Origin of the sequence: Paraburkholderia susongensis (assembly GCF_900177725.1) — a bacterium.
GTDB classification, from domain to species: Bacteria; Pseudomonadota; Gammaproteobacteria; order Burkholderiales; family Burkholderiaceae; genus Paraburkholderia; species Paraburkholderia susongensis.
The window spans coordinates 439,689-464,720 of the sequence record NZ_FXAT01000005.1; the positions used below are offsets into that span (position 1 = coordinate 439,689).

Here is a 25,032-nt window from a genome sequence, read left to right on the forward strand (position 1 = left end):
TCATAACCATCAGGAAAACCCATGGCCGAGTGCCCGATGCCAACGCGCCGCCGCATGCTTCAATCCACCGGGGCACTCGTCGCGTTGACGCTGTCACCTATTCGCCTTCTCGCCGCGGACAGCGCCGACGTAACCGGACAGCTCGCCCGCTATATGGTCTCCGCGCGCGGCGCGACGCTGCCCGACGCGGTCGTGCTCGAATGCAAGCATCGTATTCTCGACACGTTCGGCGCAATGGTCTCCGGCTCCCGCATGAGGCCGGGGTCGATGGCGGTCAGCTACGTTCGGAAGCTCGGCGGCGAGCCACAGTCATCGGTAATTGGCGCAAGGTTTCGCACGACGGCGGTCAACGCGGCACTCGCCAACGCAATGTGCGCGCATTCCGATGAAACGGACGACTTCGAGCCCGTCACGAAGGCACATCCGGGCAGCTCGGTTGTGCCGTCGGCGCTTGCACTGGCCGATCGCGAAGGCAGCAGCGGCGTGCAGTTCATTCGCGCGGTCACGCTCGGCTACGACCTCGGTTGCCGTCTGCTGATGGCGCTCGGCCCCGACCTCGTGCGCGGCACGCATCGCAGCGCCGAGGGCACCGCATCCACGTTCGGCGCGCTGGGCGCGGCGGCGGCGCTTGCACAACTGAATGAACTGCAGACGCGCTACGCGATCTCCTACTCCGCACAACAGGTGTCCGGCTTGTGGAGCTGGGTGAAGGACAAGGACCACATCGAAAAGGCGTTCGACTTCGCGGGCATGGGGGCGCGCAACGGCGTGATGGCGGTAGACATGGCACAGGCAGGTTTCACCGGCGTCTACGACGTACTCGACGGCACCAACAATCTGTTCATCGCGCTCTCCACGAGCCCGAAACCGGAGGCGATGCTCGACGGACTGGGCAACCATTTCTACGTCACAGAAACCGCGATCAAAACGTACTCGGTCGGCTATCCGATCCAGTCGCCGCTCGACGCGCTCCTCACCTTGCGCAAGCAATACGGTCTCAACCCGGACAACGTGCGCAGCATCGTCGTGAAGATTCCGACCGACGCCGAGGGCATCGTCGGCGACAGCGCGATGCCGGACGTGAATTGCCAGCATCTCGTCGCGGTCGCGCTCGTCAAGGGAGCGGTCTCTTTCGCCGATAGCCACGACGTCGCGCTGATGCACGACCCACGCATTCTCGCGCAGCGCGCAAAGGTGACGGTCACGCCAGATGCCGCATTGATGGATCCGGCCGCACCGCGCGGCGCGATCGTCGAAGTGACGTTGACCGATGGAAGGAAGGTCGAGCACTACACGAAATTCCCGCCCGGCACGAAGGAAAACCCACTGAGTACCGAAGCCGTCAGCGCGAAAGCGCGCGATCTGATGGCGCCGGTTCTAGGTTCCGCAAAAACTGATCGGCTTATCGAGCAGATCAACCGGTTGGAAACCGTGAAGGACATGCGGGAGTTGCGGCCGCTGTACACGGCTGGCTGAGCAGGACGTCAACGATCCGCGTATGGGTCACATTTTCACGCAGTACGTGATGTGGCGAGCACAAGCCTGGAGAGCAGAAGCCAGATGCGCGAATGGCCTGCTTCGCCGCTCGGCGACAGCAGACCATTCGCGTTAGAGATCAATTAGAACCACAAGCGCGAGCCCCACGCTCACGCTCACCGACTCACTGGTGGCCGTAGTTCACCACCGGCACCGAATACGAACTCGCCGCGGAATCCGTACGGCCGCCCGTCTGCGACGAACCATTCGCCGGCGAACCATAACCGCTATTCTGCACAGCCTGGTTTTGCGCCGCGACACGCGCTTCGGCCGCCTGGATATTCGCCGGATAATCGATGTCGTTCGCGGTGGACGGATCGTAGCCGGCCTTTTCCACCTGGATCAGTTCGGCGCGCACCTGTGCGCGCGTAACCGGCTGATTGTTCTGATTCGATTGGGCAAACGCCGCGAACGGCGCAGTAACGAGAGCGGCGATAACAGCAGCTTTGATCAGCGACTTCATGATTCCACCTCCAGAGATTGTGTTATGCAATTGCCGCGGAGCCTCGTGTAACCATCAGATATCCGCAGCGATGAACACAGTTTAGAAGCCGGCCACCCCACATAGAAACCCCTGAAGCATGAATTCACTGTTGCTATAACCACCACAATTCGGCCGCTACGATTCGGCGCAGATGCCGCCGTTCAAACAAGCCGCCCGCGCCGCCCGATCACCGTGAATTACACTGCTAACGCAGAACCATGCGCCACAGCCATCGCATCCGATCGAGGAGACACGCGCCCATGCCGCATCCCGTTGCCCTGCCTTCCTATCGCGAAACCGTGCGCACCGAATGGGTCGATTACAACGGCCACATGCGCGACGCTTTCTACCTATTGATTTTCAGTCTCGCTGGCGATGAACTGATCGATCTGATCGGCCTTCCCGACGCTGTGCGCAAAAAGCGGCAGCGCTCGATTTACACGCTCGAAGCGCACATCAACTACCTGCGTGAAATCAAGGAAGGCACGCAGGTGCGCGTCGACATGCGCGTGCTCGCGCACGACACGAAGCGGCTGCATCTATACCTCGAAATGTTCGTGCCCGATAGCAACCGCGTCGAACCCGTTGCCACGGGCGAGCAGATGCTGCTGCATGTCGATACGAGCGGACCGCGCGGCGTCGCTTTCGATCCCGATGTCGAAGCGCGCGTGCGCGAACTCGCCCGGGCTCACGCTGCGTTACCGCCCGCCCGCTTCGCAGGGCGCGTAATCGGCCTGCCGGTCGCAACGCAACATGCGAAGAGCAAGGATGTGTGAGCGAACCTCAGCGATTGCGCTGCTTGCGCCATTGCGCAAACGTCACGAGGTCGAGACCGACGTCGGCGGGCTCGATGCGGGTCCAGCCGTAGAACGCGTCGTCCCAGCCGGGGATGCCCTGCGGCGTCAGCGTTCTGAACTTCATGCCCGAGCGGTAGGCGAGGTCCGGCCAGAAAAGCGGCATGACCTCGCGCACCGCGAGCTGCCGGAGCAGCTCGGACGGGCCGCCCTCGTCGGCGACGATCTCGCCCTGCGAAATCCAGTCGTTCTCGGCCCACGCGACGAACACGCTCGGATTGCCCGCTCCGTCGAACATCAGGATCACGTTCTGCTCGGGCCGCCAGTAACACTCGACGATGCCTTGCGCGGCCACCACTTCGTCGATCACCTTGCGTGTGCGCGGATCGCAATAGGTCATGCCGTTCTCGCCAAGCGCGAGCCAGCCCGATTCCGAACAATGCCGGTTCTTCGCGTCCTTGAGAAAGTGCAGGAGCCGATTGGCGGAATCGGGGTCGGTCTTGCGCAGGTAGAGATCGACGATGCCGGCATTGAACGCCTTGACCGCGACGGTTTCATCCGCGACGCCGGTGAGCAGCACCTTCGCGCAGCGCAGATGCGAAATGGACGACAGAAATTCGACCCCGCCTATGCCGGGCATGTCGTAGTCCACGACGACCGCCGCCACTTCCTCGAAGCGCGACGGCCGCGCGACGATATCGCGCTCCGCCGAGGTTTCCACGAAACGCTCGACGCCCGGCTCGCTCAGACAGGCCGATGCCGATGCGAATTCGAGCGAATTCTCGCGCGCATGCTGGTTGATATAGTTGAGCGCGGTTTGCGGCCGCGTAAAAAACAGATTGGTATCCGTGTCCGGAAAGAACCGGCGCAAGGCATCGAGATAGCTGTCGTTGTCGTCGACGAAAACAACCGTTGACGGATAAAAAACTGGTGGTCGAATAAAGTTGTTCATATTTTCACGTGGTTCGTCACGCCCCCGCTGGAAACGCTTCGGCGAGCAAGGCTGCCCGTCCTTGCAGCGTTTCGCAGCACGACAACCCAACAGACGCAAGGCGATGCCTCGCCGTGGATCGCATTGTCAATGTGTCATTCCCGCCACTTCCGGTCCTCGCCTGCCGCCGCCGCTTCCCGCGAGCATGCCGGCGCGTGATCTGATGGTCAGTTTTTGCGCGCCGGATAATCCAACCTTGGCTGCCGGTCGTCTCCGCTGATCCATATAGTACAGGCTCCGTGTATCGACAGTGCAACTTGCACGCACTGCCGCTGGTGTATGCCAATTGAATCTGGCGCGATTAACCGGGGCAAAAAAATAAAATCGGAATAGCACAAAAAATATCCCATTCCGGCGTTGCGCGCCAATCGTCATAACAACACTCGCGCGCTCTTTATTGGTTCCAGATCGAGTCCGACATCAGCGATCGTGAGCGATCTCGATCTGCTGGGGAAAAATCGTCGTCGGGGGAGCGGTCGTTTATCATGGACTTGTTGCAGTTCCTGAATGACCGTTGGTTAGATATGACGAATACCGGCAAGATATTGATAATCGGCCTGCTCCTGATCGATGCAGGGGTCGCCGGTTATATGCTTTTCCCTAAGGAAGACCGGCGGCCGGCAGCCGTCGGCACGGTGCCCGGCAGCACCGATAGCGATGCGGCACTAGATTCGCAAGGTGACTCGCCCACCGTGGCTGGCGGCAGCGTGATCCCGGCGGCGCCGCCCGCCAGCACGACGGACAAAGTGGCGATGGCGCCGTCGTCCCCGCTACCCGCCGTGGGCGCTTTGCCGGCGCAGCCGGTCGCGCCCGCGCCGAATGTCGCGCCGGACTCCGGCCAGGTCGCTTCCGGGCGGATCGACAATGCGGCGGTTGCAGCGGTTCAACCGGCGGCACCGGTCCCCGTGACGCCGCGGCCGCTGCCGCAGTCCCAACCGCTGCCGCAAGCCCAATCCCAATCGCAGTCCCAGCCGGTGCCGCAGCCCCAATACCAGCCGCAGCCGCAGCCCCAGTCCCAACCGCTGCAGCAAACCCAATCCCAACCGCAACCGCAGCCGAAGCCGCAACCCCAGCCGCAGTTCAAGCCTCAGCCCGCCCCGCGCGTCGAACAGGCGCAAGCCCGCCGGCACAACGAGCCGCACGTGACCGGCCCGTACGCGAGCGCCGCCCCCAACCCGGCTGCAGGCTCGAACCCGGTCGCGGCGGCGCTCACGCAGCAACTGGTCAATGACTCAGCCAAGCCCGATCCATCGCTGCCGATGCCTTCCGGCGTCAGCGTGCCGCTGCAGGCGCAGATGCCCGCACAGATACCGGCACAGACGCACAATGGCCGGGGCTCGAACCCGGTCGCGGCGGCACTGACCGATCAGTTGGTGAAGGAATCCGCCAAACCCGATCCGTCGCTGCCGATGCCATCCGGTGTCAGCGTGCCGCTGCAGACGCCCGCTGGCCAAGGCACGAATCCGGTCGCCTCGGCGCTGACCGATCAGTTGGTGAGGCAATCCTCTAAAGTGACGCCGGCGCAACAGTCGCCGTCGCAGGCGGTTGGCAAGCCCTGAGAGGCTCGCGCGAAAAGCTGCGCTGCGCGGGCGGCAGCGCGCAGGCGGCGGTGACGGCCGGCATGCGGCGTCCTTACGGCTGCGCCGCCGCGATCACCTGCGACGCGAGCGCATGATGCTGGCCGCGTCGCGAACGGATCGCGTGAATCTCCTCGAGCACGCCTTCCGCGCGCCCGAGCCAGCGCAACCTACGCAGCAACGACAGGTCTTCGGCGCCTAACTCCGCGAGCGGAAACACGCCGAGCCCGCGCGCCGCGAACACCGCCATCAGCGCGCTGTCCTCGAATTCGCCGACGATACGCGGCCGGATTCCTTGCGCCTCGAACCACCGGTCTAGCCGCGCGCGCAATGCGCCGTGCCGGGTCGGCAGCAGCACGGGCACCTCCGCGAGACAGTGCGGAAAGCTCGCGCGGACCGGCTTGCGCACGATCTGCGCGGGCCCGTACCAGTCCACCGGCGAACCCGCGACGCGCTGGCTCACGACGCGCAAGTCCGTGCCGTGCGGCGCCGGCTGACACGCCAGCACGAGGTCGAGCCGATGCAGCGAGAGTTCCGACAACAACTGCGCGGGCTCCCCCTCGTGACAAAGCAGCCTCAGCGACGGCGTGGCGAGCACCGGCGCGAGCAACGCATGCGCCGCGAGCTTCGAAATGCCATCCGACAACCCCACCGCAAGCCGCGCCGCGCCTTCGCCCGCCGCTTCGCGCATCTCGTCGAGCAACGCCGCGCCGAGCTGGAAGATCTGTTCCGCGCGATTGAACGCCTGCTCGCCGGCCTCGGTCATCGCGACGCCGCGCCCGGCAGGCTTCAGCAACTGACGCCCGAGCGCTTTCTCGAGCTCGCGCACCTGCGCGCTGATGGTCTGGACGGCCATGTCGAGCCGCTCGGCCGCGCGGGCGAAGCCGCCCTCCTTCACGACGATCCAGAAATAGTACAAGTGACGGTAGTTGAGCATGCTCGCCTGATACTTCGAAAAAACCGATAGATCGTTCAGATTATCACTGGTTTATTCGAACCATGCAGACGGCGATCATGACGGTTCCGCCACACTCGGCGCACCTCCTTTTCCCGCTACGTCATGGACTATCTGCTCGCACTCGCTGCCGACCCCGCCGTCTGGGCCGCGCTCCTCACGCTGATCGTGATGGAGATCGTGCTCGGCATCGACAATCTCATCTTCATCTCGATCCTCAGCAACAAGCTGCCGCCGGCGCAACGCGCGCGCACGCAGCGCCTCGGCCTCATGCTCGCGCTCGTGATGCGGCTGACCCTGCTCGGCACGGTCGCGTGGATCGCGCAATTGACCGAAGCCGCGTTCACGCTGTTCGGCCATGATTTTTCGTGGCGCGATCTGATCCTGCTCGGCGGCGGCCTGTTCCTCGTGTGGAAGGCGACGAGCGAAATCCGTCACCACGTGACCCGCGCGGACGAGAACGCCGCCACGGCAAGCTCGACTGTACAGTTGAGCGTGGCGGCCGCGATCGGCCAGATCATCCTGCTCGACATCGTGTTTTCGGTCGACAGCATCATCACCGCGGTCGGCATGACCGGGCACATGCCGATCATGTTCGCCGCAGTGATCGTCTCGGTCATGGTGATGTTGTTCGCCGCGCAGCCGCTTGCGCGTTTCATCGACCGCAATCCGACCATCGTGATACTCGCACTGAGCTTCCTGCTCGTGATCGGCATGACGCTGATCGCGGAGGGTTTCGGTTCGCACGTGCCGAAGACCTATATCTATGCGGCGATGGCGTTCTCCGCGTTCGTCGAGGCGATGAACATGCTGGCGAGACGCACAAAGATGAAGCGCGCGGGAAGCGGCGCGCAGTCATGACGGGCGCGGCGGGAAACGTCATCGCGTGCGCCGCCGCGCACCTCAGGTCCGCATCTGGAATGCGGTTCAGCAAAGGGCATCGTCCTGTTCGATGCCTTCGAACTCAAGGAGCGTCATCATGAAATGCCCTGTCTGCACGACAACCGATCTGCTCATGACCGAGCGCCGCTCGATCGAGATCGACTACTGCCCGAACTGCCGCGGCGTATGGCTCGATCGCGGCGAACTGGACAAGCTGATTGCGCAGGATGTGGAAAACGCGGACGCGCTCGCTACGGCGCGCGCCGCTCGCGACGACTTACCGCGCCGGGACCATGCGTATGAGAGCGAGCGCCATCGAGGATATGACGAGCGTCGCGCGGACTATCGCGGATATAAAAAGAAGCGCTCGATTTTCGACATGTTCGATTTCGACTGAACGCCTCGGTGCAGCGGGAGCAGCAGAAACAGCGGCAGGAACTAGCGCGCTTTCCCGCGCGCGCTCCTGCTCGCGGTCGCGGCGCGCGGCGCCTCTTTGGCAGCGGGCGCACCACCGTTCATCTGTTCGAGCCACGACAGCGTATCGACGTACGACAGGAACTGCTTCAGATACCCCGGTGACAACTCGCGCATCAGCGACAGCGACCGATGCACGAGGCTGCTCGAATTGAGCGGTCCCGCGTTGCCGGGCACCTGCGCGAGCGACTGGCGCAACTGTTTCTCGGTACGGACTTTGGACCAGACTTCCCGGAAGTAGTCGAGCGCGGGCAGTTCGGGATAAGCGGCGGCGCCACGGCTATCCGTTCGCGCGTGATGGACGGCTTGATGGACGGTGTGTTCGCTGCGTTCGATGTATTCGACCAGTCCCGCGAGCGTGGCATTGTCAGGCCCGCTTGCCGCGGCGGACTCGGACACGATATCGGAAGCGGCCGCCGTATCGGCGCGCGCGAGATCCGCCGCATAAGCGCCCAGCAGTCCCGACACTCTCTCGTCAAGAACACGCCGCGCCTCGCCCCGGTGATGAGCCGCACGCCGCGCGAGTGCAGCGATGAAATGAAAACGCACCGGGTCGAGGCGATCCGCGCCGCGCGCGCGCCACGCGTCGAGCGTCGCTCGGGCCGGATGAACCGCGTCGTCCGTTACCACGCTATCGCCGCTATCACCACAATCGCCGTCAAGCACCGGACTTCTCCGTTGCCGCCGCGCTCGACGGCCGCGGCACCGGCGCGATTTCGACGCGGCGGTTTTTGGCCCGGCCCTGTTCATCGGCATTCGAACTCACCGGCTGCCCGGAGCCGAACGCGGCCGCAAACACCGACCAAGCCGGCACGCCCTCGTCGATCAGCGCGCGCGTCACGGTCAACGCGCGCTGCGCCGACAGCTCCCAGTTATCGGCGAAATGCCGATTGCCTTCGCGCAGGCGTTGATCGTCGGTAAAGCCGCTCACCATCAGGATCTGGTCGCTCGCGTGCAGATAAGCGGCGAGAGGTCCGGCGAGACTCTTCAACAGCACGCGGCCCTCGGGCTGCAACTGAGCGGAATTCAACGCGAACAGCACGTTGCCGCTGATGCCGATGCGCCCGTTGACCAGCGTCACGCGCCCCGCCGCCAGCGGCCCGGCGAGCGCCTGCTCGAGCGTCTTGCGGCGCTGCGTTTCGAGTTGACGCTGCTTGACCTCCTGCTCCAGCTTGCTCGACAGCTCCAGCTGCACGCCGATGACGCTCACCAGAATCAGCACGAACGCGCCGAGCAGCACCGACATCAGATCGCCAAAGGCGGCCCAGATGGGCGCGGTCGTTTCCACGCCGCCATCGATTTCCTCGCTCATACGGCGTCGGCTCCAACGGTCGCGCGCTGCGCGGCAAGCTGCTGCAGATCTTCGACGATCTGCTTTTGCGACATCACGCTCAGGTCGACCACTTCACGCGCCTGCGCCACGTAGTAGGCCAGTTGCTCGTCGCTGCGCGCCAGCGATTTGTCGAGCGCCGCTTCGATGCGCTCGAGGTGCGCGACGAGCTTGTCGTTCGATTCGCCGAACACGTGCACGGCCGCGCCGAATGCTTCGCCGAGGCTCGCCACTTCGACCGCGCTGCCGGTGACCTGCGCGGCGACCGCGCCGAGCTTGCCGGTTTCATGTTCGAGGTGCTCGGTGAAGCGGCTGCCGACGCGTTCGAGCAGATCCGCCGACGTGGCGACGAGCGCATCGACGGCTGTGCGCTGTTCGGTGGACGCGTGGTTCACCGCGTCGAGCAACGTCTCCAGCGTTTCGAGCAGACGGCTGCGCTCCTGCAGCATCGCGGTATCGCGGACCATGCTGTCGGAGAGTTTCTGGCGCAGTTCGGCGACGACTTCGGCCGCGGCCTTCGGCGCTTCGGACGCTGCCTGCACGAGACGCCCGATTTCGGCGATCGTTTCGCCGGCATGCGTCTGCGCTTGCGCCGAGATGTCGCGCGCTGTCTGCGCCAGCGTTTCGCAAATCTCCTGCTGACGGTGCGCGGTTTGCGCGCCGCTCTGCCGCCACTCTTCGCCCAGCTTCGCGGCCATTGCGCTGAGCGTTTCGGTCCACGCCGTCAACCGCTGTTCGTCGCGCGCGGCCAGTTCGGTTTGCAGATTCAGTGCCGCCTTCGGTGCTTCGGCAGCCGCCTGCACGAGGCGCTCGATTTCGCCGATCGTTTCGCGCGCATGGGTCTGCGTCTGCGCCGAAATATCGCGGGCAGTCTGCGCCAAGGCTTCGCCGATCTCGCGCTGACGGTTCGCGGTTTGCGCACTGGTCTGCTGCCACTCCTCGCCCAGCTTCGCGCTCATCGAGCCGAGCGTTTCGGTCCACGCGATCAAACGCTGTTCGTCGCGCGCGGCCAATTCCGTCTGCAATTGCGCATGCGACTGGTCGAGCGCGCGCAGCAGCGAGGCGCCATGCTGCTCGAACGTCGCGGCGGCCCGCGCCAGCGCCTGCTCGTTGTTCTCCGCGAGCTTTTCGCCCGCGCTTTGCTGGCGCGACAGCGCCTCGCTCCACGCCTGCGACATGCCGCTCGCGGCCGCCTCGAGGCGCGCGGACACGCCGTCGAGCAACGCGGCCGAGCGCTGTTCGAACGCTTCGGCAACGCCCGCGAGCGACGCGTGCTGCTGCGTGGCCAGTTCCTCGCTCGCCTTGCGGTGTCCGGCGAGCGCGTCGTTCCAGATCCCGGCGACGTTCGCGCTCGTCGCCGCGAAGCAGCTCGACATGCCGTCGAGCTGCTTTTGCACTGCGTGCGTCACCGAATCGTGCAACGCGGCGGTCTCGCGCGCGAGACCGGCCATCGTCGCTTCGACGACCGGTTGCAGCGTCTCGCCGGCGGCCCGCGCGCTACCCGCCACGCTGTCCTTCAGCGACTGTTCGATGACGCCGGCGAGACGCAGATACGCCGCTTCGGTGCGCCCGTAAAAAGCGTCGAGATTCGTGATTTGCCGTTCGTTCGACGCGACGCTCTGCTGCTCGATCGCGCTCATCATCGTTTGCAGACGCTCGACCAGTTGCGGCATCGCTTCGGACTGACGTTGCAGCAGCCTGAAGCTTTCCTCGCGCTGATGGCTTTGCGAATAGACACGCAACGTCGTCGCAATCTTCACGTCGAGCTGTTGCGCGGCGTCGAGCCGCTCGCGGCGGTACAGCGCGGACAGCAGACCGAGCATCGCGGAGGTCGCGACGCCCGCGATCGACGTGCCGAACGCAAAGCCAAGCCCTTTCACCGGTGCCGCCAGCGACGCGCGAATCGCCTGCAGATCGCTCGCGCTTTCGAGTGCGAGGCCTGTGCCGCGCAGCGTCATCACCATGCCGAGCAGTGTGCCGAGCATGCCCAGCAACACCAGCAGACCGACCAGATAAGGCGCCAGCGCGGGCCCCGGCAAGGCGACGCGTTCACCCTCGACGCGCAGACGCACCGCGTTGCGCAGGCTCGGATGCACAGGTTCGAGAAATGCGGCGAGGCTCGGCGGTGGCCCGGACAGCGCGGCGAGCGCGCGCGTCAAGGTGGCGGTGGCCTGGCTATAGCGGCGCAATTCGAGCGCGCCCGTCACATAGAAGACGCCGATCAGCAGCGTGACGGCCAGCGCAAGCGGGTTGGACACGGCATAGCCGGCCGCGATCCAGCACGCAGCGGCGAGACCCGCGAGAAACACAACGAGATCGATACGATATCTGGACATGGGGTCCCGGTTAGCAGGCGCGAAGAGCTGCGAGCAGCCCTTCGACCGGTTGAAAACGAACATCCAGTTCGGCAAGCAAGACGCTCTGCATGTCCTTGCGGAATACGTTCAGCCACGTGTCCTGGGTGAGCGGCGCGGCGTGGGCGGTGGTCGCCGCTGGCCGCGAGGGGTCCGTGGACGTCGCGGCTGCTTCGGCTTCTGCTTCTGTGGCGGCGTGGACTTCAGCCTCAGCCAGGCTCTGCTGCGCAGCGGCGTCGCGCAAACGTTCGAAGTGTCCGCCCAGCAGTCCCGGCACGGCGGCCAGCAGCGTCCGCTCGCGCTCGCTCAGCGCTCGCTCCATCACGGCATCGACCACCGCGAGCCGCGCGAATGCCGGCGTTCGCGCGGCGAGCAGCGCGCGCAAGCGGCCGCGCAACGTGCCGATCGCCGTTTCCATCGATTGCTGGAGCGCGAGATAGCGCTGGCGAAACACCGCGTAGTCCGCCTGTGTCTCGACAGAGCCGCGCGGCGCCGCCTGCGCCGAACCACGCCGCCGCGCCACCGCGAACACGCTGTCACCGGCGATCGCGCTCGCGAGCGAGTTGCGCACGCGCGCGCATTCGTCTTCCTCGGCACGGCCGAAGCTGCGCGCGCCAGCGGCGGCGGCCGGCGGACTGCCGTTCAGCGCCGACGACAACGCAATCGCATCGGTCCAGCCGAGCCACTGGCTCAGCCGGTCCGACAGCGATTGCTTCGATTCGACGGCATCGACATCCGCGAGACGGGCCAGTAGGCGAACGAGTGCGGGCCCGCTGAGGGCGGTGCGCTGGGGGGCTTGCAACATACCACCGGAAGCAAAAAAGTCAGCAGTTTACACGCTGGCGGTCGCGAGGCCGATCTCGGCCGATCCACCCGACGTTCGAACGCGGGTTTCGGCAACGCTGATCGACGTTCCCTGCGCGCTCCCGGCGCACTCCCTATGTTTTCCCGACCACGGTTTTATGCCAATGGAATAACCGGCCCATACCCGTATAAGATGAAAACTCGCTCCCCGTTGCACATCGCAGCGTCCAGGCTGCCGCCACTCCGGAGCGTCGAACGCAGTGAACGATACGAGGCGAAAAGCTGCATGAAATTCGATACCGTGGTGCTCGGCGCCGGCATTGTAGGTGTCTGCGTGGCCGTGCATCTTCAGAAGCGCGGACGCGCGGTCGCGCTGATCGACCGCAAGCTGCCCGGCAACGAGACGTCGTTCGGCAACGCCGGGCTGATCCAGCGCGAAGGCGTCTATCCGTACGCGTTTCCGCGCGGGCTCGGCACGCTGCTGCGTTACGCGCGCAATCAGTCGCCCGACGTTCGCTACCACGCCAATGCGATGCTCGAAACCGCGCCGTTTCTGTGGCGCTACTGGCGCAACTCGCATCCCGCGAAGCACGCGGAGATCGCGAAGTCTTACGCGACGCTGATCGAGCACTGCATCAGCGAACACCATGCGCTGGCCGCCGCCGCGGGCGCGAGCGCGCTCCTGCGGCCGACCGGCTGGATCAAGGTGTTTCGCAGCAGCATTACCAGGGACGCCGAAATACAGATTGCCGAGCGATGGCATCGCGAATACGGCGTCGCGTTCGAAACGCTCGACGCATCGCGCCTGCAGCAGATGGAGCCCGATCTCGACAAGCGCCTGCAAGGCGGGCTGCGCTATCCGGAATCCGACTCCGTCAGCGATCCCAACGCGCTCGTCACCGCATACGCGCGGTATTTCGAAACGCTTGGCGGACGGTTTTTCATCGGCGACGCCGACACGCTGCGAGAAGGCTGGCAGGTCGATACGCAGGCGGGGACGATCGAGGCGTCGTCGGTGGTCGTCGCGCTCGGGCCGTGGTCGGATCGCGTGAGCACGCGGCTCGGTTACCGGCTGCCGCTTGCCGTCAAGCGCGGCTATCACATGCACTACGCGCCGCGTCAGACGGCCCGGCTCAATCACCCGGTGCTGGACGTCGAAAACGGCTACGTGCTCGCGCCGATGGCGCGCGGCATTCGTCTGACCACCGGCGCGGAAATCGCGCGGCGCGATGCGGACAAGACACCGGCGCAGCTCGACGCGGTCGAACCGATCGCGCGCACGCTGTTCCCGCTGGGCGAGCGTCTCGACGCCGAACCGTGGATGGGACGCCGTCCCTGCACGCCGGACATGATGCCGATCATCGGGCCCGCGAGAAATCACCAGGGCTTGTGGTTCGCGTTCGGCCACGCGCATCACGGTCTCACGCTCGGGCCGGTGACGGGGCGGCTGATCGCCGAGATGATGACCGGCGAGGACACGCTCGTGGATCCGCGGCCGTTCCGGGTCGAGCGGTTCTAGCCGCGGCGGGTCCGGAGCGCGGGTTTGTTATTTTTGTGAAAGAAATGACCCGCTTCCGGCGACGGAATAGGGCTGTTCCAATGCCTGTTTTGTGCTGTTCCGGGCCGGCCCAGGGGGCCTTGGCCGAAGCTCCTCCCGTCCTTTACAGCCTTTCCACCCGCTTATCAAAGCCTTCCGCGCAGTTTTCAAAAAATCAGCCAACTGACTGCCAAATACACTACTTCCATCACCAATTAACACCCTTCCTCTCTTAATCCCCCTCTTCACCACCCTCTATTCTGTGCGTATTCCGCAAAAACTTGATTGAGAACGCTTCTCAATTACTCGCTGATTGCATAGAATGCACGTCGCAAATATTTTGTAATAAACATGGAATGCACGGGTAAGGCTGACGACGCCCAAACCGGCTTCCCGAACTCGACGGGGATAAAAATGAAGTTGCGGTCCGACGATCCGAAGCTCGGCAAAATCAGCACGACACTGTGCGGCATGTTGGCTGCCGGCCCCGCCCTCGCGCAGGGCACAACGGCTGCCGCGCCGCCCGACAGCGAGAACCAGCTCGCGCCGATTTCCGTGCAGGGTCAATCGGACGACGGCTTCAAGACCGATCATTCCGCGTCGGTCAAATTCACCGCGCCGTTGCTCGATACGCCGAAGTCCGTCACCGTGATCCCGCAGGAACTGATCCGCAGCACCGGCGCGTCGACGCTGACCGAAGCGCTGCGCACCGTGCCCGGCATCACGTTCGGCGCCGGCGAAGGCGGCAATCCGCTCGGCGACCGGCCGTTCATTCGCGGCTACGACGCCCAGGCCAGCACGTTCGTCGACGGCATGCGCGATATCGGCGCAACCACGCGCGAAGTGTTCAACATCGAGAGCATCGAAGTGACGAAGGGCTCGGACGGCGCCTTCGGCGGCCGCGGCGGCGCGGGCGGCAGCATCAACCTGATTACGAAGACGCCGCACCTGGGCAATTCCGCCGACGGCAGCGCGGGCCTCGGCACCGACCGCTACCGCCGCTTCACCGCCGACGGCAACTGGCAGATGGCCGATCACGCGGCGTTCCGCCTGAACGTGATGAGCCACAACAACGACGTGGCCGGCCGCGACGCGGTCAACAACGAACGCTGGGGCGTGGCGCCCTCGTTCACGTACGGCCTCGGCACGCCGACCCGCGTGACCGCGAGCTACTACCACCTCACGACCGACGATCTGCCCGACAGTGGTATTCCGTACTACTACACGACCACGAACAAGCCGGCGAACGTCAATACGATCTACCCGGCCCCGGTGGACCGCCACAACTTCTACGGGCTCATCGACCGCGATTTCCGCAAGACGACTTCGGACATCGGCACGCTGCGCATCGAGCACGACATCAACAGCGATCTGACGATCCGCAATACCACGCGCTATACGAAGGCGACTCAGGACTACATCTGGACCCAGCCCGACGACAGTCAGGGCAACGTCGTCAACGGCATGGTGTGGCGCCGCGCGAATACGCGTGCGAGCGACGTCTACAGTCTCGCGAACCAGACCGAACTGTTCGGCGAGTTCAAGACCGGTTTTCTCAAGCACAGCTTCACGACCGGCATCGAACTGTCGCGCGAAACGAGCGTCAACGATTCGTACACGGTTGCCGCCGCGACCGGCGCGATCTGCCGGACCAACGGCATCGGCGTAGCATCGGGCTACAACTGCACGAGCCTCTGGACGCCGAATCCAAACGATCCGTGGGCTGGATCGGTTAGTCAGACTAACGATCCGAGCGAGCAGCGCACCACGACGAAATCCCTCTACGCATTCGATACGATCGAATTCACGAAGCGCTGGCAGGCCAACGTCGGCCTGCGCGTCGACGATTACTCGACCGAGTTGCGCAACACCGTAGCCAACGGCGCGACGCGCGTCTCACGCAACGACACGCTGTTCAACTACCAGTTCGGCCTCGTGTTCAAGCCGGCTTCGAACGGCAGCGTGTATGCGTCGATCGCGACTTCGTCGACGCCGGCCGGCGCGATGCTGGGCCAGGGCAGCGAAACGCAGTCGCTGACGCCGGGCCGTGGCGGAGTCGGCCTGAACGCGGACGAACTGTCGCCGGAAAAGAACCGCAGCATCGAACTCGGCACCAAGTGGAACGTGCTGAACAACAAGCTCTCGCTGACCGGCGCGCTGTTCCAGATCGACACGACCAATGCGCGCGTCACGCTGCCGAACAACGAATACGCGATGGTGGGCAACAAGCGCGTGCAAGGTTTCGAGTTCGGCGTGGCCGGCCAGTTGACGAACAAATGGCAGGTGTTCGGCGGCTATACATATCTGAAGAGCCAGTTGCGCGACAACGGCAAGACGACGTCGGACAACGGCCATCAGTTCCCGAATACGCCGAAGAACAGCATCAGCCTGTGGACCAACTACGAGGTGCTGCCGAAGTTCACGATCGGCGGCGGCGCGTTCTACATGTCGCAGGTATACGGCGACACGGCGAATCTGCGCGCGGTGCCCTCTTACTGGCGCTTCGACGGCATGGCGACGTATCGCTTCAACAAGCACCTCGATCTGCAGTTGAACGTGCAAAACATTTTCAACCGCACGTACTACGACCAGGCCTATGCGGCGCACTATGCGTCGATCGCGCCGGGACGCTCGGCGTTCCTGACGCTCAGCGCGCACTACTGAGCACGGCGGACCACGGCACGATGACACAGGTCACGTTGAAGGCGCTCGCGAACGTTTCGCACGACGAGTTCGCGGCGATCCTGTCCGGCCCGCCCGCGCAGGCCGCCGCGTGGGTCGGGGCGGCTGCGCAGAACGGCATCGTCGAGGCGCAGGCCGTGTACGGCCAATATCTGCTCGACGGTCACGGCGTGGAGCGCAACCTCGACGAAGCCTTCGTCTGGTTCAGGCATGCGGCGCGGCGCGATCATCCGATGGCGATGAACATGCTCGGCCGCTGCTACGAACATGGCTGGGGCACGGCCGCGTGCGCGCCGGTGGCCGTCTACTGGTACCGTCTCGCGGCGCGTGCCGGGCTCGACTGGGGCATGTACAACTATGCGTCGGCGCTTGCGCTCGGTCATGGCATCGAGTGCGATCGCGCGCAGGCATTGCAGTGGTTTCAGCGCGCCGCCGAACTCGGGCACGCGAAGTCGCTGAACTTCGTCGGCAGTTTCTACGAGGACGGTTGGGTCGTCGACGCCGATGCGGATATCGCGCTCGACTACTATCGGCGCGCGGCCGAAGGCGGCGATTTTCGCGGCCAGTTCAACTACGCGCGGCTGCTCGCGGAGCGTGGCGAGATTGCCGATGCATTGCAATGGTTGCAGCGTGTGCCGGGCACGGCGACCGCGGCGTTCGTCGCGAAGATGCGGAGATGGCTCGCTGCGTCGCCGGTCAGCGCGTTTCGTGCGCTCGAGCAGAGCCTTGCCGGGAGCGTGAATGGAAGTCCGGATGCAGACGTGAACCCGCAGGGCCGTGCCATGCTGAACCGCACGCAGGAGCCTCGCGCATGATGCTGCATCTGCAAGGGGTGCTCAGCAAACAGCAGGTCGCGCAATGCCGTGACGTGCTCGATGCGGCACAATGGATCGACGGCAATGCGACGTCCGGCGTACAGTCGGCTCAGGCCAAGCGCAACCAGCAATTGCCTGAAGGCTCGGCCGCCGCACGCGCGATCGGCGATGCGATTCAGGACGCGCTCGGCCGCAACGCGCGTTTCTTTTCCGCCGCATTGCCGCTGAAAGTGTTCCCGCCGCTCTTTAACCGCTATGCGGGCGGCGACGGTTTCGGCACACACGTGGACAATGCGATCCGGCAATTGCGCGGCACCGATTTCCGCATTCGCAGCGACCTGTCCGCGACATTGTTTCTGGCCGAGCCCGATACCTACGACGGCGGCGAACTCTGCATCGAGGACACCTACGGCGTGCATCGCGCGAAACTGCCGGCCGGCGACATGGTGCTCTACCCTGCTTCGAGTCTGCATCACGTGAGCCCGGTCACGCGCGGCGTGCGCGTCGCGTCGTTTTTCTGGATCCAGAGCATGGTGCGCGACGACGGCCAGCGCGCGACGCTGTTCCAGCTCGATAACGACGTGCAGCAGCTTGCCGCCGAACGAGGCGCGAGCGACGCAACGGTCGTGAGTCTCACCGGGATCTATCACAATCTGCTACGCCGCTGGGCCGACGCCTGAATGGAGCGCGCGCGGCGCCGATGTGCCTGCCTGCGCGATAATGGACGAACAGCGTGCGGCGACGCTTCGAATCCGGGCTCGCTGCCGGCGCTTGACGACCCCACACCCTGGAGCGGCTCGAGCATGAAACGCCTGATCGAACTCCGGCTCGCCTGTCTGCTGATCTGCGCGGCAACGGTCCATGCTTATGCCGAAGCACCGCGCGTCAATCGCGGTCACGATCCGTTCATTCAGATATCCAAAGCAATCGCCGGCTGCCCGACGCCGCTCGGTCCGTTCGAAACGGAAAAGGAATGGCTCGACGACAGCCATTACCGCATCGAGCGCGGCAATAGCTGCTGGATAGAAGGCCGCTGCCGTTTGCCGAACGCCTATCTCTACGATGAGGAAATCGCCGGGACCGTGCAGCGGCGTCTCGCGAATCTCAACGTCGCGACGCACTGGCGCGAGCAGTCCTCGCTTTGGCTCACGCTGCAACGCCGCTTTATTTATGTCGAGGGTTGCGTCGCGCCCGGCTTCGACAAAACGACCTTCCTCGCCGAACTGGCGAAAACCGCGGACGTCGAACGGGTCATCGACAACACGGTCACGAACCCGCACGCCGCGCAACTGCCGTACCGCACGCAGGCCGATCCGGACAAGCCCGTGCTCGAACCGGGCAATTAGCGCAGCGTAGTGCGAGGTTTAGCGCGAGGTTTTTCGTTGCGGTCGTCTATATCGGCAAACGTCGATAGCAACGCAGAAATCGATCTTTGGCCCTCATGACGTCATTGCTAACATCGGCGGCTCAACCTTACGGTCCGCAAAACAATGACAACACCACGATCCCGCCGCCCCGAGTTTCGCTCTTCGCTTCACGCCTCATTTCACAGCTCATTTCACAACTCAATTCACACCTCACTTCGCCCCGCCCTGATCGCCGCTGCCGCCGCGAGCCTCGTCGCGCTCGCCTCATGCGGCGACGACAATCTGCCCGCATCCACAGCCGCGCCGGCCAGCACGCCCGTCGTCGCGCAGAAGCGGCCGAACATTCTGTACATCATGGCCGATGATCTCGGCTATTCCGACATCCACGCGTTCGGCGGCGAGATCAACACGCCCAATCTCGATGCGCTCGTGCAAAGCGGCCGCATCCTCACGAATCACCACACCGGCACCGTCTGCGCGATCACGCGTTCGATGCTGATCTCGGGCACCGACCACCATCTGGTCGGCGAAGGCACGATGGGTGTACCGACCGACGAACGCAAGGGGCTGCCGGGCTATGAAGGCTATCTGAACGACCGCGCGCTGTCGGTGGCGCAGTTGCTCAAGGACCGCGGTTATCACACATATATGGCGGGCAAGTGGCACATCGGCTCGGGCATCGTCGGCAGTGCGACGGGCAGCGGGCAGACGCCGGACCAGTGGGGCTTCGAGCACAGCTATGCGCTGCTCGGCGGCGCCGCGACTAATCACTTCGCACACGAACTGGCCGGCTCGCAGAACTACACCGAAGACGGCAAGTACGTGCAACCCGGCCAGCCTGGACAACCGGGCGGCACTGGCGGCAGCCCCGCGGTGTTCTATTCGACCGACTTCTATACGCAACGCCTGATCTCGTACATCGATTCGAACAAGGGCGACGGCAAGCCGTTCTTCGCCTATGCGGCCTACACGTCGCCGCACTGGCCGCTGCAGGTGCCCGAACCCTATCTGCACAATTACGCCGGCAAATACGATGCGGGCTACGACGCGATCCGCAACGCGCGCATTGCACGGCAAAAAGCGCTCGGCATCATCCCGCAAGACTTCGTGCCGTACGATGGCGCACCCGAGGCGCTGGCCGCGAGCCCAGCCACCGCGAACAACGGCACCGCGAACGCGAAATACGTGAGCGCCGTTCATAGCGCCGCCCAGGGTTACACCGACTACGGCCCCGGCTACGTGAACAAGAAGTGGGACAGCCTTTCGCCCGCCGAAAAGAAAGCGCAGGCGCGCTACATGGAAATCTACGCGGGCATGGTCGAAAACCTCGATCACAACATCGGCCTGCTGATCCAGCATCTGAAGGACATCGGCGAATACGACAACACGTTCATCATGTTCCAGTCGGATAACGGCGCGGAAGGCTGGCCGATCGACTCCGGCGCGGACCCGACCGCAACCGACACCGCGAACGCGACCGAGCCCACCTACTCGCAGCTCGGCACCGACAACGGCAAGCAGAACGCGCAGCGCCTGCAATACGGTCTGCGCTGGGCCGAGGTGAGCGCGACGCCGTTCCGCCTGACGAAGGGCTATTCGGGCGAAGGCGGTGTGTCGACGCCGCTGATCGTGCATCTGCCGGGCCAGACTTCGCAGAAGCCGACGCTGCGCGAGTTCACGCACGTGACCGACAACACCGCCACATTCCTCGCCGTCGCGCAGATTTCTCCGCCGACCACACCCGCGCCCGCGCTCATCAACACGCTGACCGGCGTCGATCAGAACAAGGGCAAGGTGGTCTACAACAATCGCTACGTGTATCCGATCACCGGGCAATCGCTGTTGCCGTTGCTCGAGGATCAGACGACAGACGCGGTGCATACCGCGTCGTTCGGCGACGAAGCCTACGGGCGCGGCTATCTGCGCAGCGCCGACGGCCGCTGGAAAGCGCTGTGGACGGAACCGCCGACCGGTCCCGTCGACGGTCACTGGCAACTGTTCGACATGAGCGCCGATCGCGGCGAAACGCAGGACGTGTCCACGCAGAATCCGTCGATCATCGACGGCCTCGTGCAGCAATGGAACAGCTATATGAGCAGCGTCGGCGGCGTCGAGCCATTGCGTCCGCGCGGTTACTACTGAGCACGCGATGAGTTTTCCATTCAAGCTCGAGGGCCGCGCCGCGCTGTACGGCACCTATGCCGCGATCGCCGCCGCCGCGTTCGCCGTGGCCTTTACCGCCGCGGCGGCGGCTAACGCGTTCGACAGCGGCGGCCAGCAAAGCGCATTCGACAGCCTGAACCGCTCGCGCCCGCTCGTCGCGCTCGGCTCCGAGCGGCAATGCGAGCGTTACTCGGGTTTGCCCGCGCGCTGGCGCGACGATCCGAAAGCCGGCATGGTGCATCTGCATGGGGGCAACTTCATCCTCGGCAGCAAGCTCGGTTACGAAGACGAACGTCCCGCCGGCGACGGCAAAACCCGTGTCGCGGGATTCTGGATCGACCAGACCGACGTCACGAACGCGCAGTTCGCCGCGTTCGTGCAGGCGACCAGCTATGTCAGCGATGCCGAGCGCCAGGGCGGCGCCGTCGTGTTCCACACGCCGACACGCGAGGAGATGAACGCGCGCGATCTCGCGTGGTGGAGCTGGGTGAAGGGGGCCGCGTGGAATCATCCGGCCGGCCCCGGCAGCAATCTCGACGGCCGCCTGAACCAGCCGGTCACGATGATCACGCAGGCCGACGCGCTCGCTTACGCGCACTGGCTCGGCCGCGACTTGCCGACCGAAGCCGAGTGGGAATATGCGGGCAAGGCCGGCCACGAGGGCGCGGATCTCGACACCGCGCCGCGCGATGCGCATGGCAAACCAAGCGCGAATTACTGGCAAGGCGTGTTTCCCGTGCTCAACACCAACGAGGACGGTCACGTCGGGCTCGCACCCGTCGGCTGCTATGCGGCGAACGACTTCAGGCTCTACGACATGATCGGCAACGCGTGGGAATGGACTAAAGACGTGTACACGGGCCCACACCAGCCGCACACCAATGGCGACACGGCGGCGGTCGCGCCGCCCGGGCGCCGGCACGATACGCCGATGGTCATCAAAGGCGGCTCGTTCCTGTGCTCGCGCGACTATTGCGTGAGGTATCGCGCGGCATCACGCGAGCAGCAGGAAGCCGATTTGCCGGCCTCGCATATCGGCTTTCGCACCGTGCTGAGAGATGCATCATGATGCGATATATCGTTGCGGCGTTTGCGTTGTTGCCCGTTTTGCTGCCTGGACTCGCGCAGGCCGCATCGCAAACGATCAGAATCGGCGTGAGTCCCGGCCCGCACGCCGAGATCATGAACGAAGTGCGACGCGTTGCCGCAAACGAGGGGCTCGCGCTCGACGTCGTCGTGTTCGATCAGCCGTCGCGTATCGATGCCGCGCTCGCCGCGAAACAGATCGATGCCGCGAGCTTCGAAGACGAACCGGCTTTCGACACGCAGCGCAAACAGCATGGCTACGCTTTGACGAGTGTCGCCACGACCGTGACCTTTCCGGCCGCGCTGTACTCGCGCAAGCTGACGAACCTCGGCCAGTTGCAACGCGGCGCGACGATCGCGATTCCCGGCGATCGCGAAGGCACCGCACGCGCGCTGATCCTGCTGCAGAACGACACATTGCTCACGTTCAGAGACAGCGCGGGTCTGCACGCGACGCTCGCCGACATCACGAGCAACCGGCTGAATCTGAAGATTCGCCAGGTGCCGCGCGCGCGTCTCCACGAGGCGCTGAACAGCGCCGCGTTCGTGGTGATCGACAGCGACAGCGCAGCCCGCGCGGGCCTTTATCCGGCGCGCGACAGTCTCAGCCTCGAGGATGCGCGCTCGCCCTACGCGAATGTGCTGACCGTGCGCGACAGCGACCGCGGCGACACATGGGTCGCGCAACTGGTCGCCGCCTATCATTCGAGTGAGGTCGCGCATTTCATTCTCACGCGCTATCAGGACTCGGTGCGCCGGCCATGGTGAACACGTTTTCGTTCGCGTGCTCGGCATGCGGCCAATGCTGCAACAGCCCGCCGTCGATGACGCTCGCGGAGCTATTCGCGCATCGGGACTTGTTTATCGGCTGCATTGCGATTGGGCGCGTGCCGCGCAGACGGCCCGGCGAGCGGCTGCGCGCGGGCAGCCATGAAGCCGTGCTCGACGAAGCCGATTGCACCGCGTTCGATGCCATTGCCGGGACGCTGCTGCATCGCGCGGGCGACAACATCTTCAGCATCACCGCGCAGGGTTTCGACTATCCCTCGCTCGCGCGCTGCCCTGCTCTTGCCGACGATGGACGCTGCGCGATCCATCTGCACGGCAAGCCGCTCACGTGCGAAGTGGTGCCACTCGATCCGCTCGTGCCCGACGGTCTGCAAAATCTGGTACTGGCGGAACGCGGCCACAGCGCTGTCTATCTCGGCAGCGCCTGCATTCAGGAAGGCGAGCGCGATAACGCGGCGTTGCTGTTCGCGCAAGGCCGCATTGTGGATGCACAGGCGCGGGACGCACTCATGCGGCGCCGTCGTGCGCTCGAACAGGAGCGCGTGGTATGGACGCAAGCGGTCTTCGAGGCGCTGCGCAAGGATCTGTTCGATTCGCCCGCCGCACTCGCGCGCATTCCCGCAGGCGGCTTTCTGACGATCTCGATCGTGCCCGCGTTGCTGACGCTCGCGCAGTCTTCCGCGCGCTGTCGCGAGTTGTGCATCGGCTATATCGACAGTCAGCTTGCGTTGATCGAGCGCAGTATCGAACGAGCGTTATTGCGGCGACGGCTCGACGATCGTCCAGTCACACAGCAGTTGCGCGGTTTCGCGAACGCGTACCGGCATGCAAGGGCAGCGCTCGCGGATGAAGTTGTTTCTGGTTTTTTCGGCCGGAGTGAAATTGGACTCGACGATAAGCCGCTTTACTGACCGCGCGCTTTATCTGACCAATGCAAATGCTTCCCGGCTGGCGATTTCGCCCGCGCCAAATACGCCGATTACCGTATAGTCCGACGCCACGCATTCGAACGTCGACTCGCCAAACGTAATGACGAAATGACGCCGCGCCGGTGCCGCGGTCGCCACCGGCATCGCGCCAGGCGGCACTGCGGCAATTTCCGCGCACAGCGACGAATTCACGACCTCATGCGCCGAATAGCCGCGGAGACCTTGCGCGGTGAGCGGATGAATCCCGAGATCTTCGTCGCCCGGCGGACCCAGCCGGTGAAACACGGTGCCGGGAAATAGCACTGCGCAAAAGGGATCGTCGTCGGGATCGAATGGCCCGAACCGTTCGAAGTCTGCTTCCGCGATGGGATAAGTCAGAACCACACGGCGGTCGCTGGCAACGAGAAAAGGCTCGGCGGTATCGGCTGCCGGATGGGGAGCGGAGTCCAGCAGGACGACCTCGTCTTCCTGCTGGGGTGCATCGAACGTGCTGACCATCTACTTCACGACTCCGATGCGCTTACGCGCTGGCTTCCACCGTAGCGGCTTGCGGCGCCGCGGACGCCGACGCGGAGCTTTTCGCGGCGGCTTTGCGCACCGGCGCCTTTCTCGCCGTCTTCATGGCGCCTTTCCTTGCCACGGTTTTCTTCACAGCGACTTTTCTGCTCGCAGCGGGTGTCTTTTTCGCGGCGGCCTTTTTCGCTGTGGCCTTTTTCGCTGTGGCTTTCTTCGCTGCAGTCTTCCGGGTAGCGCCAGCCTTTTTCGCGGCGGTCTTTTTGCTCGCTGCCGATTTGCCTTTGCCGGTTTTTGCCGCCGCCTTGGTGGCTTTGGGAGCCGCAGCCGCTGCCGCACTGTCGATCAGGAATCTGGTGCGGTCCTTGACCGATGCAAGCCATGCGGGTGCCGGACCACGACCGCTCCAGGTCGCGCCGGTTTTCGGATTCAGATACTTCGGCGGTTGCGCGCCTTTCGGCTGACCTTTGCCGCGTTTCGCGGGCGCAGCCGCGGATTTCGTTTCGCTCGCGCCGTCGATCAGGAACGACGCGCGGTCCTTCGCGCTGGCAATCCAGCCTGGTGCGCGGCCATGACCGGTCCACGTCGCGCCGGTTTCAGGATTGCGGTACTTCGCCGGCGTCGCGGTTCTGGCCGCTTTGGTCGCGCCAGCGGCTTTTGCCGCGCCATTCAGGCTTCTCGCTGTACGTCTTGCCTTTGCCTGGGATTCGATATCTGCGGTAGTAAGGCCATGCTTGAGCATCAGTTCGCGAATCTGGTCGACCGCGGCCTGTGCTTTTCTGGCAATTAGAACATCAGCTTGCGCCTGGAGCTTCTTAAGCTTTGCTTGGATTTGCTCTAACGTAGGCATTCGAGTGCTCCTTATGTGGTAATCGTCGAACTATGCCATGAATGACGGAAGAAAGGTGGCCTATTAGTGCCTTCAGTACATCGATATGAGCCGGTCACGCGACGTTCAAATACAAAGCTT

General features: G+C 64.4%; 23 protein-coding genes. 14 read left to right on the top strand and 9 right to left on the bottom strand.

What is annotated here, in order from left to right:
- The first annotated feature begins 54 nt into the window (after window positions 1–54).
- Complete coding sequence (locus B9Z01_RS18170; RefSeq protein WP_208626066.1) at window positions 55–1,476, top strand: MmgE/PrpD family protein; 1,422 nt, start codon at window positions 55–57, stop codon at window positions 1,474–1,476.
- 184 nt (window positions 1,477–1,660) lie between these two features.
- Here B9Z01_RS18170 and B9Z01_RS18175 read toward each other — a convergent pair whose 3' ends face one another.
- On the bottom strand, window positions 1,661–1,999 hold the full coding sequence (locus tag B9Z01_RS18175; RefSeq protein WP_085485473.1) for a DUF4148 domain-containing protein: 339 nt from the start codon (window positions 1,997–1,999) through the stop codon (window positions 1,661–1,663).
- 281 nt (window positions 2,000–2,280) lie between these two features.
- Between B9Z01_RS18175 and B9Z01_RS18180 the strand changes: the two genes are divergently transcribed.
- A complete protein-coding gene (locus B9Z01_RS18180) occupies window positions 2,281–2,796 on the top strand; it encodes a thioesterase family protein (protein WP_085485474.1) in 516 nt (171 codons plus the stop codon).
- Window positions 2,797–2,803: 7 nt separating this feature from the next.
- Here the strand turns inward: B9Z01_RS18180 and B9Z01_RS18185 are convergent, their stop codons facing one another.
- Complete coding sequence (locus tag B9Z01_RS18185) at window positions 2,804–3,766, bottom strand: response regulator (protein ID WP_085485475.1); 963 nt, start codon at window positions 3,764–3,766, stop codon at window positions 2,804–2,806.
- A 524-nt stretch (window positions 3,767–4,290) separates the two neighbouring features.
- Here B9Z01_RS18185 and B9Z01_RS35600 point away from each other — a divergent pair.
- Window positions 4,291–5,364, top strand: coding sequence for a hypothetical protein (locus B9Z01_RS35600; RefSeq protein WP_167387512.1), 1,074 nt, complete (start codon window positions 4,291–4,293; stop codon window positions 5,362–5,364).
- A 73-nt stretch (window positions 5,365–5,437) separates the two neighbouring features.
- Here B9Z01_RS35600 and B9Z01_RS18200 read toward each other — a convergent pair whose 3' ends face one another.
- Window positions 5,438–6,319, bottom strand: coding sequence for a LysR family transcriptional regulator (locus B9Z01_RS18200; RefSeq protein WP_085485478.1), 882 nt, complete (start codon window positions 6,317–6,319; stop codon window positions 5,438–5,440).
- A gap of 123 nt (window positions 6,320–6,442) precedes the next feature.
- Here B9Z01_RS18200 and B9Z01_RS18205 point away from each other — a divergent pair, with 123 nt between their 5' ends.
- Window positions 6,443–7,198 (top strand): TerC family protein, encoded by a 756-nt coding sequence (locus tag B9Z01_RS18205; protein ID WP_085485479.1) that lies wholly within the window; start codon window positions 6,443–6,445, stop codon window positions 7,196–7,198.
- A gap of 118 nt (window positions 7,199–7,316) precedes the next feature.
- A complete protein-coding gene (locus B9Z01_RS18210; RefSeq protein ID WP_085485480.1) occupies window positions 7,317–7,616 on the top strand; it encodes a TFIIB-type zinc ribbon-containing protein in 300 nt (99 codons plus the stop codon).
- 41 nt (window positions 7,617–7,657) lie between these two features.
- On the opposite strand, the gene B9Z01_RS18215 is transcribed toward B9Z01_RS18210, so the two are convergent.
- The 4 genes from B9Z01_RS18215 to B9Z01_RS18230 are packed head-to-tail and all read right to left on the bottom strand — an operon-like array spanning window position 7,658 to window position 12,182.
- Entirely contained in the window at window positions 7,658–8,323 is a 666-nt protein-coding gene (locus tag B9Z01_RS18215; RefSeq protein WP_244196076.1) for a DUF2894 domain-containing protein, read from the bottom strand.
- 28 nt (window positions 8,324–8,351) lie between these two features.
- Window positions 8,352–9,005 (bottom strand): OmpA family protein, encoded by a 654-nt coding sequence (locus B9Z01_RS18220; protein WP_085485482.1) that lies wholly within the window; start codon window positions 9,003–9,005, stop codon window positions 8,352–8,354.
- Window positions 9,002–11,359: a DUF802 domain-containing protein gene (locus tag B9Z01_RS18225; RefSeq protein WP_085485483.1), complete on the bottom strand. Its 2,358-nt coding sequence runs from the start codon at window positions 11,357–11,359 to the stop codon at window positions 9,002–9,004. Before B9Z01_RS18225 ends, B9Z01_RS18220 begins: the two co-directional genes overlap by 4 nt.
- 10 nt (window positions 11,360–11,369) lie before the next feature.
- The gene (locus B9Z01_RS18230) at window positions 11,370–12,182 is read right to left on the bottom strand and encodes a DUF3348 domain-containing protein (RefSeq protein WP_085485484.1); all 813 of its coding nucleotides are present in this window, start codon (window positions 12,180–12,182) and stop codon (window positions 11,370–11,372) included.
- A gap of 285 nt (window positions 12,183–12,467) precedes the next feature.
- On the opposite strand from B9Z01_RS18230, the gene B9Z01_RS18235 reads away from it, so the two are divergent.
- The 9 genes from B9Z01_RS18235 to B9Z01_RS18275 all read left to right on the top strand — a co-directional run bounded on the left by B9Z01_RS18235 (window position 12,468) and on the right by B9Z01_RS18275 (window position 23,531).
- Window positions 12,468–13,700, top strand: a complete 1,233-nt coding sequence (locus tag B9Z01_RS18235) for an NAD(P)/FAD-dependent oxidoreductase (RefSeq protein ID WP_085485485.1) — start codon at window positions 12,468–12,470, stop codon at window positions 13,698–13,700.
- A 432-nt stretch (window positions 13,701–14,132) separates the two neighbouring features.
- Window positions 14,133–16,382: a TonB-dependent receptor gene (locus tag B9Z01_RS18240; protein ID WP_085485486.1), complete on the top strand. Its 2,250-nt coding sequence runs from the start codon at window positions 14,133–14,135 to the stop codon at window positions 16,380–16,382.
- 20 nt (window positions 16,383–16,402) lie between these two features.
- Window positions 16,403–17,215, top strand: coding sequence for a tetratricopeptide repeat protein (locus tag B9Z01_RS18245; RefSeq protein ID WP_085485487.1), 813 nt, complete (start codon window positions 16,403–16,405; stop codon window positions 17,213–17,215).
- Window positions 17,212–17,895 (top strand): Fe2+-dependent dioxygenase, encoded by a 684-nt coding sequence (locus B9Z01_RS18250; RefSeq protein ID WP_085485488.1) that lies wholly within the window; start codon window positions 17,212–17,214, stop codon window positions 17,893–17,895. Before B9Z01_RS18245 ends, B9Z01_RS18250 begins: the two co-directional genes overlap by 4 nt.
- 123 nt (window positions 17,896–18,018) lie before the next feature.
- Window positions 18,019–18,561 carry a hypothetical protein gene (locus tag B9Z01_RS18255; RefSeq protein WP_085485489.1) on the top strand — a complete coding sequence of 181 codons (543 nt, stop codon included), beginning with the start codon at window positions 18,019–18,021 and terminating at the stop codon, window positions 18,559–18,561.
- Window positions 18,562–18,705: 144 nt separating this feature from the next.
- Complete coding sequence (locus B9Z01_RS18260) at window positions 18,706–20,724, top strand: arylsulfatase (RefSeq protein WP_244196058.1); 2,019 nt, start codon at window positions 18,706–18,708, stop codon at window positions 20,722–20,724.
- Window positions 20,725–20,731: 7 nt separating this feature from the next.
- Window positions 20,732–21,814 (top strand): formylglycine-generating enzyme family protein, encoded by a 1,083-nt coding sequence (locus B9Z01_RS18265; protein WP_085485490.1) that lies wholly within the window; start codon window positions 20,732–20,734, stop codon window positions 21,812–21,814.
- On the top strand, window positions 21,811–22,599 hold the full coding sequence (locus tag B9Z01_RS18270; RefSeq protein ID WP_085485491.1) for a MetQ/NlpA family lipoprotein: 789 nt from the start codon (window positions 21,811–21,813) through the stop codon (window positions 22,597–22,599). The genes B9Z01_RS18265 and B9Z01_RS18270 overlap by 4 nt, the downstream gene beginning before the upstream one ends.
- Window positions 22,593–23,531 (top strand): hypothetical protein, encoded by a 939-nt coding sequence (locus B9Z01_RS18275; protein WP_244196059.1) that lies wholly within the window; start codon window positions 22,593–22,595, stop codon window positions 23,529–23,531. Before B9Z01_RS18270 ends, B9Z01_RS18275 begins: the two co-directional genes overlap by 7 nt.
- A gap of 9 nt (window positions 23,532–23,540) precedes the next feature.
- Here the strand turns inward: B9Z01_RS18275 and B9Z01_RS18280 are convergent, their stop codons facing one another.
- Both B9Z01_RS18280 and B9Z01_RS18285 read right to left on the bottom strand, forming a co-directional pair.
- The gene (locus B9Z01_RS18280) at window positions 23,541–24,047 is read right to left on the bottom strand and encodes a hypothetical protein (RefSeq protein ID WP_085485492.1); all 507 of its coding nucleotides are present in this window, start codon (window positions 24,045–24,047) and stop codon (window positions 23,541–23,543) included.
- 22 nt (window positions 24,048–24,069) lie between these two features.
- The gene (locus B9Z01_RS18285) at window positions 24,070–24,912 is read right to left on the bottom strand and encodes an H-NS histone family protein (RefSeq protein ID WP_085485493.1); all 843 of its coding nucleotides are present in this window, start codon (window positions 24,910–24,912) and stop codon (window positions 24,070–24,072) included.
- Window positions 24,913–25,032 lie beyond the last annotated feature (120 nt).

Bases quoted from the DNA above. Each gene is read 5' to 3' on its own strand.
- B9Z01_RS18205 (WP_085485479.1), top strand. From the start codon at position 6,443: ATGGACTATCTGCTCGCACTCGCTGCCGACCCCGCCGTCTGGGCCGCG.
- B9Z01_RS18275 (WP_244196059.1), top strand. From the start codon at position 22,593: ATGGTGAACACGTTTTCGTTCGCGTGCTCGGCATGCGGCCAATGCTGC.
- B9Z01_RS18260 (WP_244196058.1), top strand. From the start codon at position 18,706: ATGACAACACCACGATCCCGCCGCCCCGAGTTTCGCTCTTCGCTTCAC.
- B9Z01_RS18255 (WP_085485489.1), top strand. From the start codon at position 18,019: ATGAAACGCCTGATCGAACTCCGGCTCGCCTGTCTGCTGATCTGCGCG.
- B9Z01_RS35600 (WP_167387512.1), top strand. From the start codon at position 4,291: ATGGACTTGTTGCAGTTCCTGAATGACCGTTGGTTAGATATGACGAAT.
- B9Z01_RS18250 (WP_085485488.1), top strand. From the start codon at position 17,212: ATGATGCTGCATCTGCAAGGGGTGCTCAGCAAACAGCAGGTCGCGCAA.
- B9Z01_RS18180 (WP_085485474.1), top strand. From the start codon at position 2,281: ATGCCGCATCCCGTTGCCCTGCCTTCCTATCGCGAAACCGTGCGCACC.
- B9Z01_RS18245 (WP_085485487.1), top strand. From the start codon at position 16,403: ATGACACAGGTCACGTTGAAGGCGCTCGCGAACGTTTCGCACGACGAG.
- B9Z01_RS18230 (WP_085485484.1), bottom strand. From the start codon at position 12,182: ATGTTGCAAGCCCCCCAGCGCACCGCCCTCAGCGGGCCCGCACTCGTT.
- B9Z01_RS18280 (WP_085485492.1), bottom strand. From the start codon at position 24,047: ATGGTCAGCACGTTCGATGCACCCCAGCAGGAAGACGAGGTCGTCCTG.
- B9Z01_RS18210 (WP_085485480.1), top strand. From the start codon at position 7,317: ATGAAATGCCCTGTCTGCACGACAACCGATCTGCTCATGACCGAGCGC.
- B9Z01_RS18175 (WP_085485473.1), bottom strand. From the start codon at position 1,999: ATGAAGTCGCTGATCAAAGCTGCTGTTATCGCCGCTCTCGTTACTGCG.
- B9Z01_RS18235 (WP_085485485.1), top strand. From the start codon at position 12,468: ATGAAATTCGATACCGTGGTGCTCGGCGCCGGCATTGTAGGTGTCTGC.
- B9Z01_RS18285 (WP_085485493.1), bottom strand. From the start codon at position 24,912: ATGCCTACGTTAGAGCAAATCCAAGCAAAGCTTAAGAAGCTCCAGGCG.
- B9Z01_RS18220 (WP_085485482.1), bottom strand. From the start codon at position 9,005: ATGAGCGAGGAAATCGATGGCGGCGTGGAAACGACCGCGCCCATCTGG.
- B9Z01_RS18185 (WP_085485475.1), bottom strand. From the start codon at position 3,766: ATGAACAACTTTATTCGACCACCAGTTTTTTATCCGTCAACGGTTGTT.
- B9Z01_RS18240 (WP_085485486.1), top strand. From the start codon at position 14,133: ATGAAGTTGCGGTCCGACGATCCGAAGCTCGGCAAAATCAGCACGACA.
- B9Z01_RS18225 (WP_085485483.1), bottom strand. From the start codon at position 11,359: ATGTCCAGATATCGTATCGATCTCGTTGTGTTTCTCGCGGGTCTCGCC.
- B9Z01_RS18265 (WP_085485490.1), top strand. From the start codon at position 20,732: ATGAGTTTTCCATTCAAGCTCGAGGGCCGCGCCGCGCTGTACGGCACC.
- B9Z01_RS18200 (WP_085485478.1), bottom strand. From the start codon at position 6,319: ATGCTCAACTACCGTCACTTGTACTATTTCTGGATCGTCGTGAAGGAG.
- B9Z01_RS18170 (WP_208626066.1), top strand. From the start codon at position 55: ATGCTTCAATCCACCGGGGCACTCGTCGCGTTGACGCTGTCACCTATT.
- B9Z01_RS18270 (WP_085485491.1), top strand. From the start codon at position 21,811: ATGATGCGATATATCGTTGCGGCGTTTGCGTTGTTGCCCGTTTTGCTG.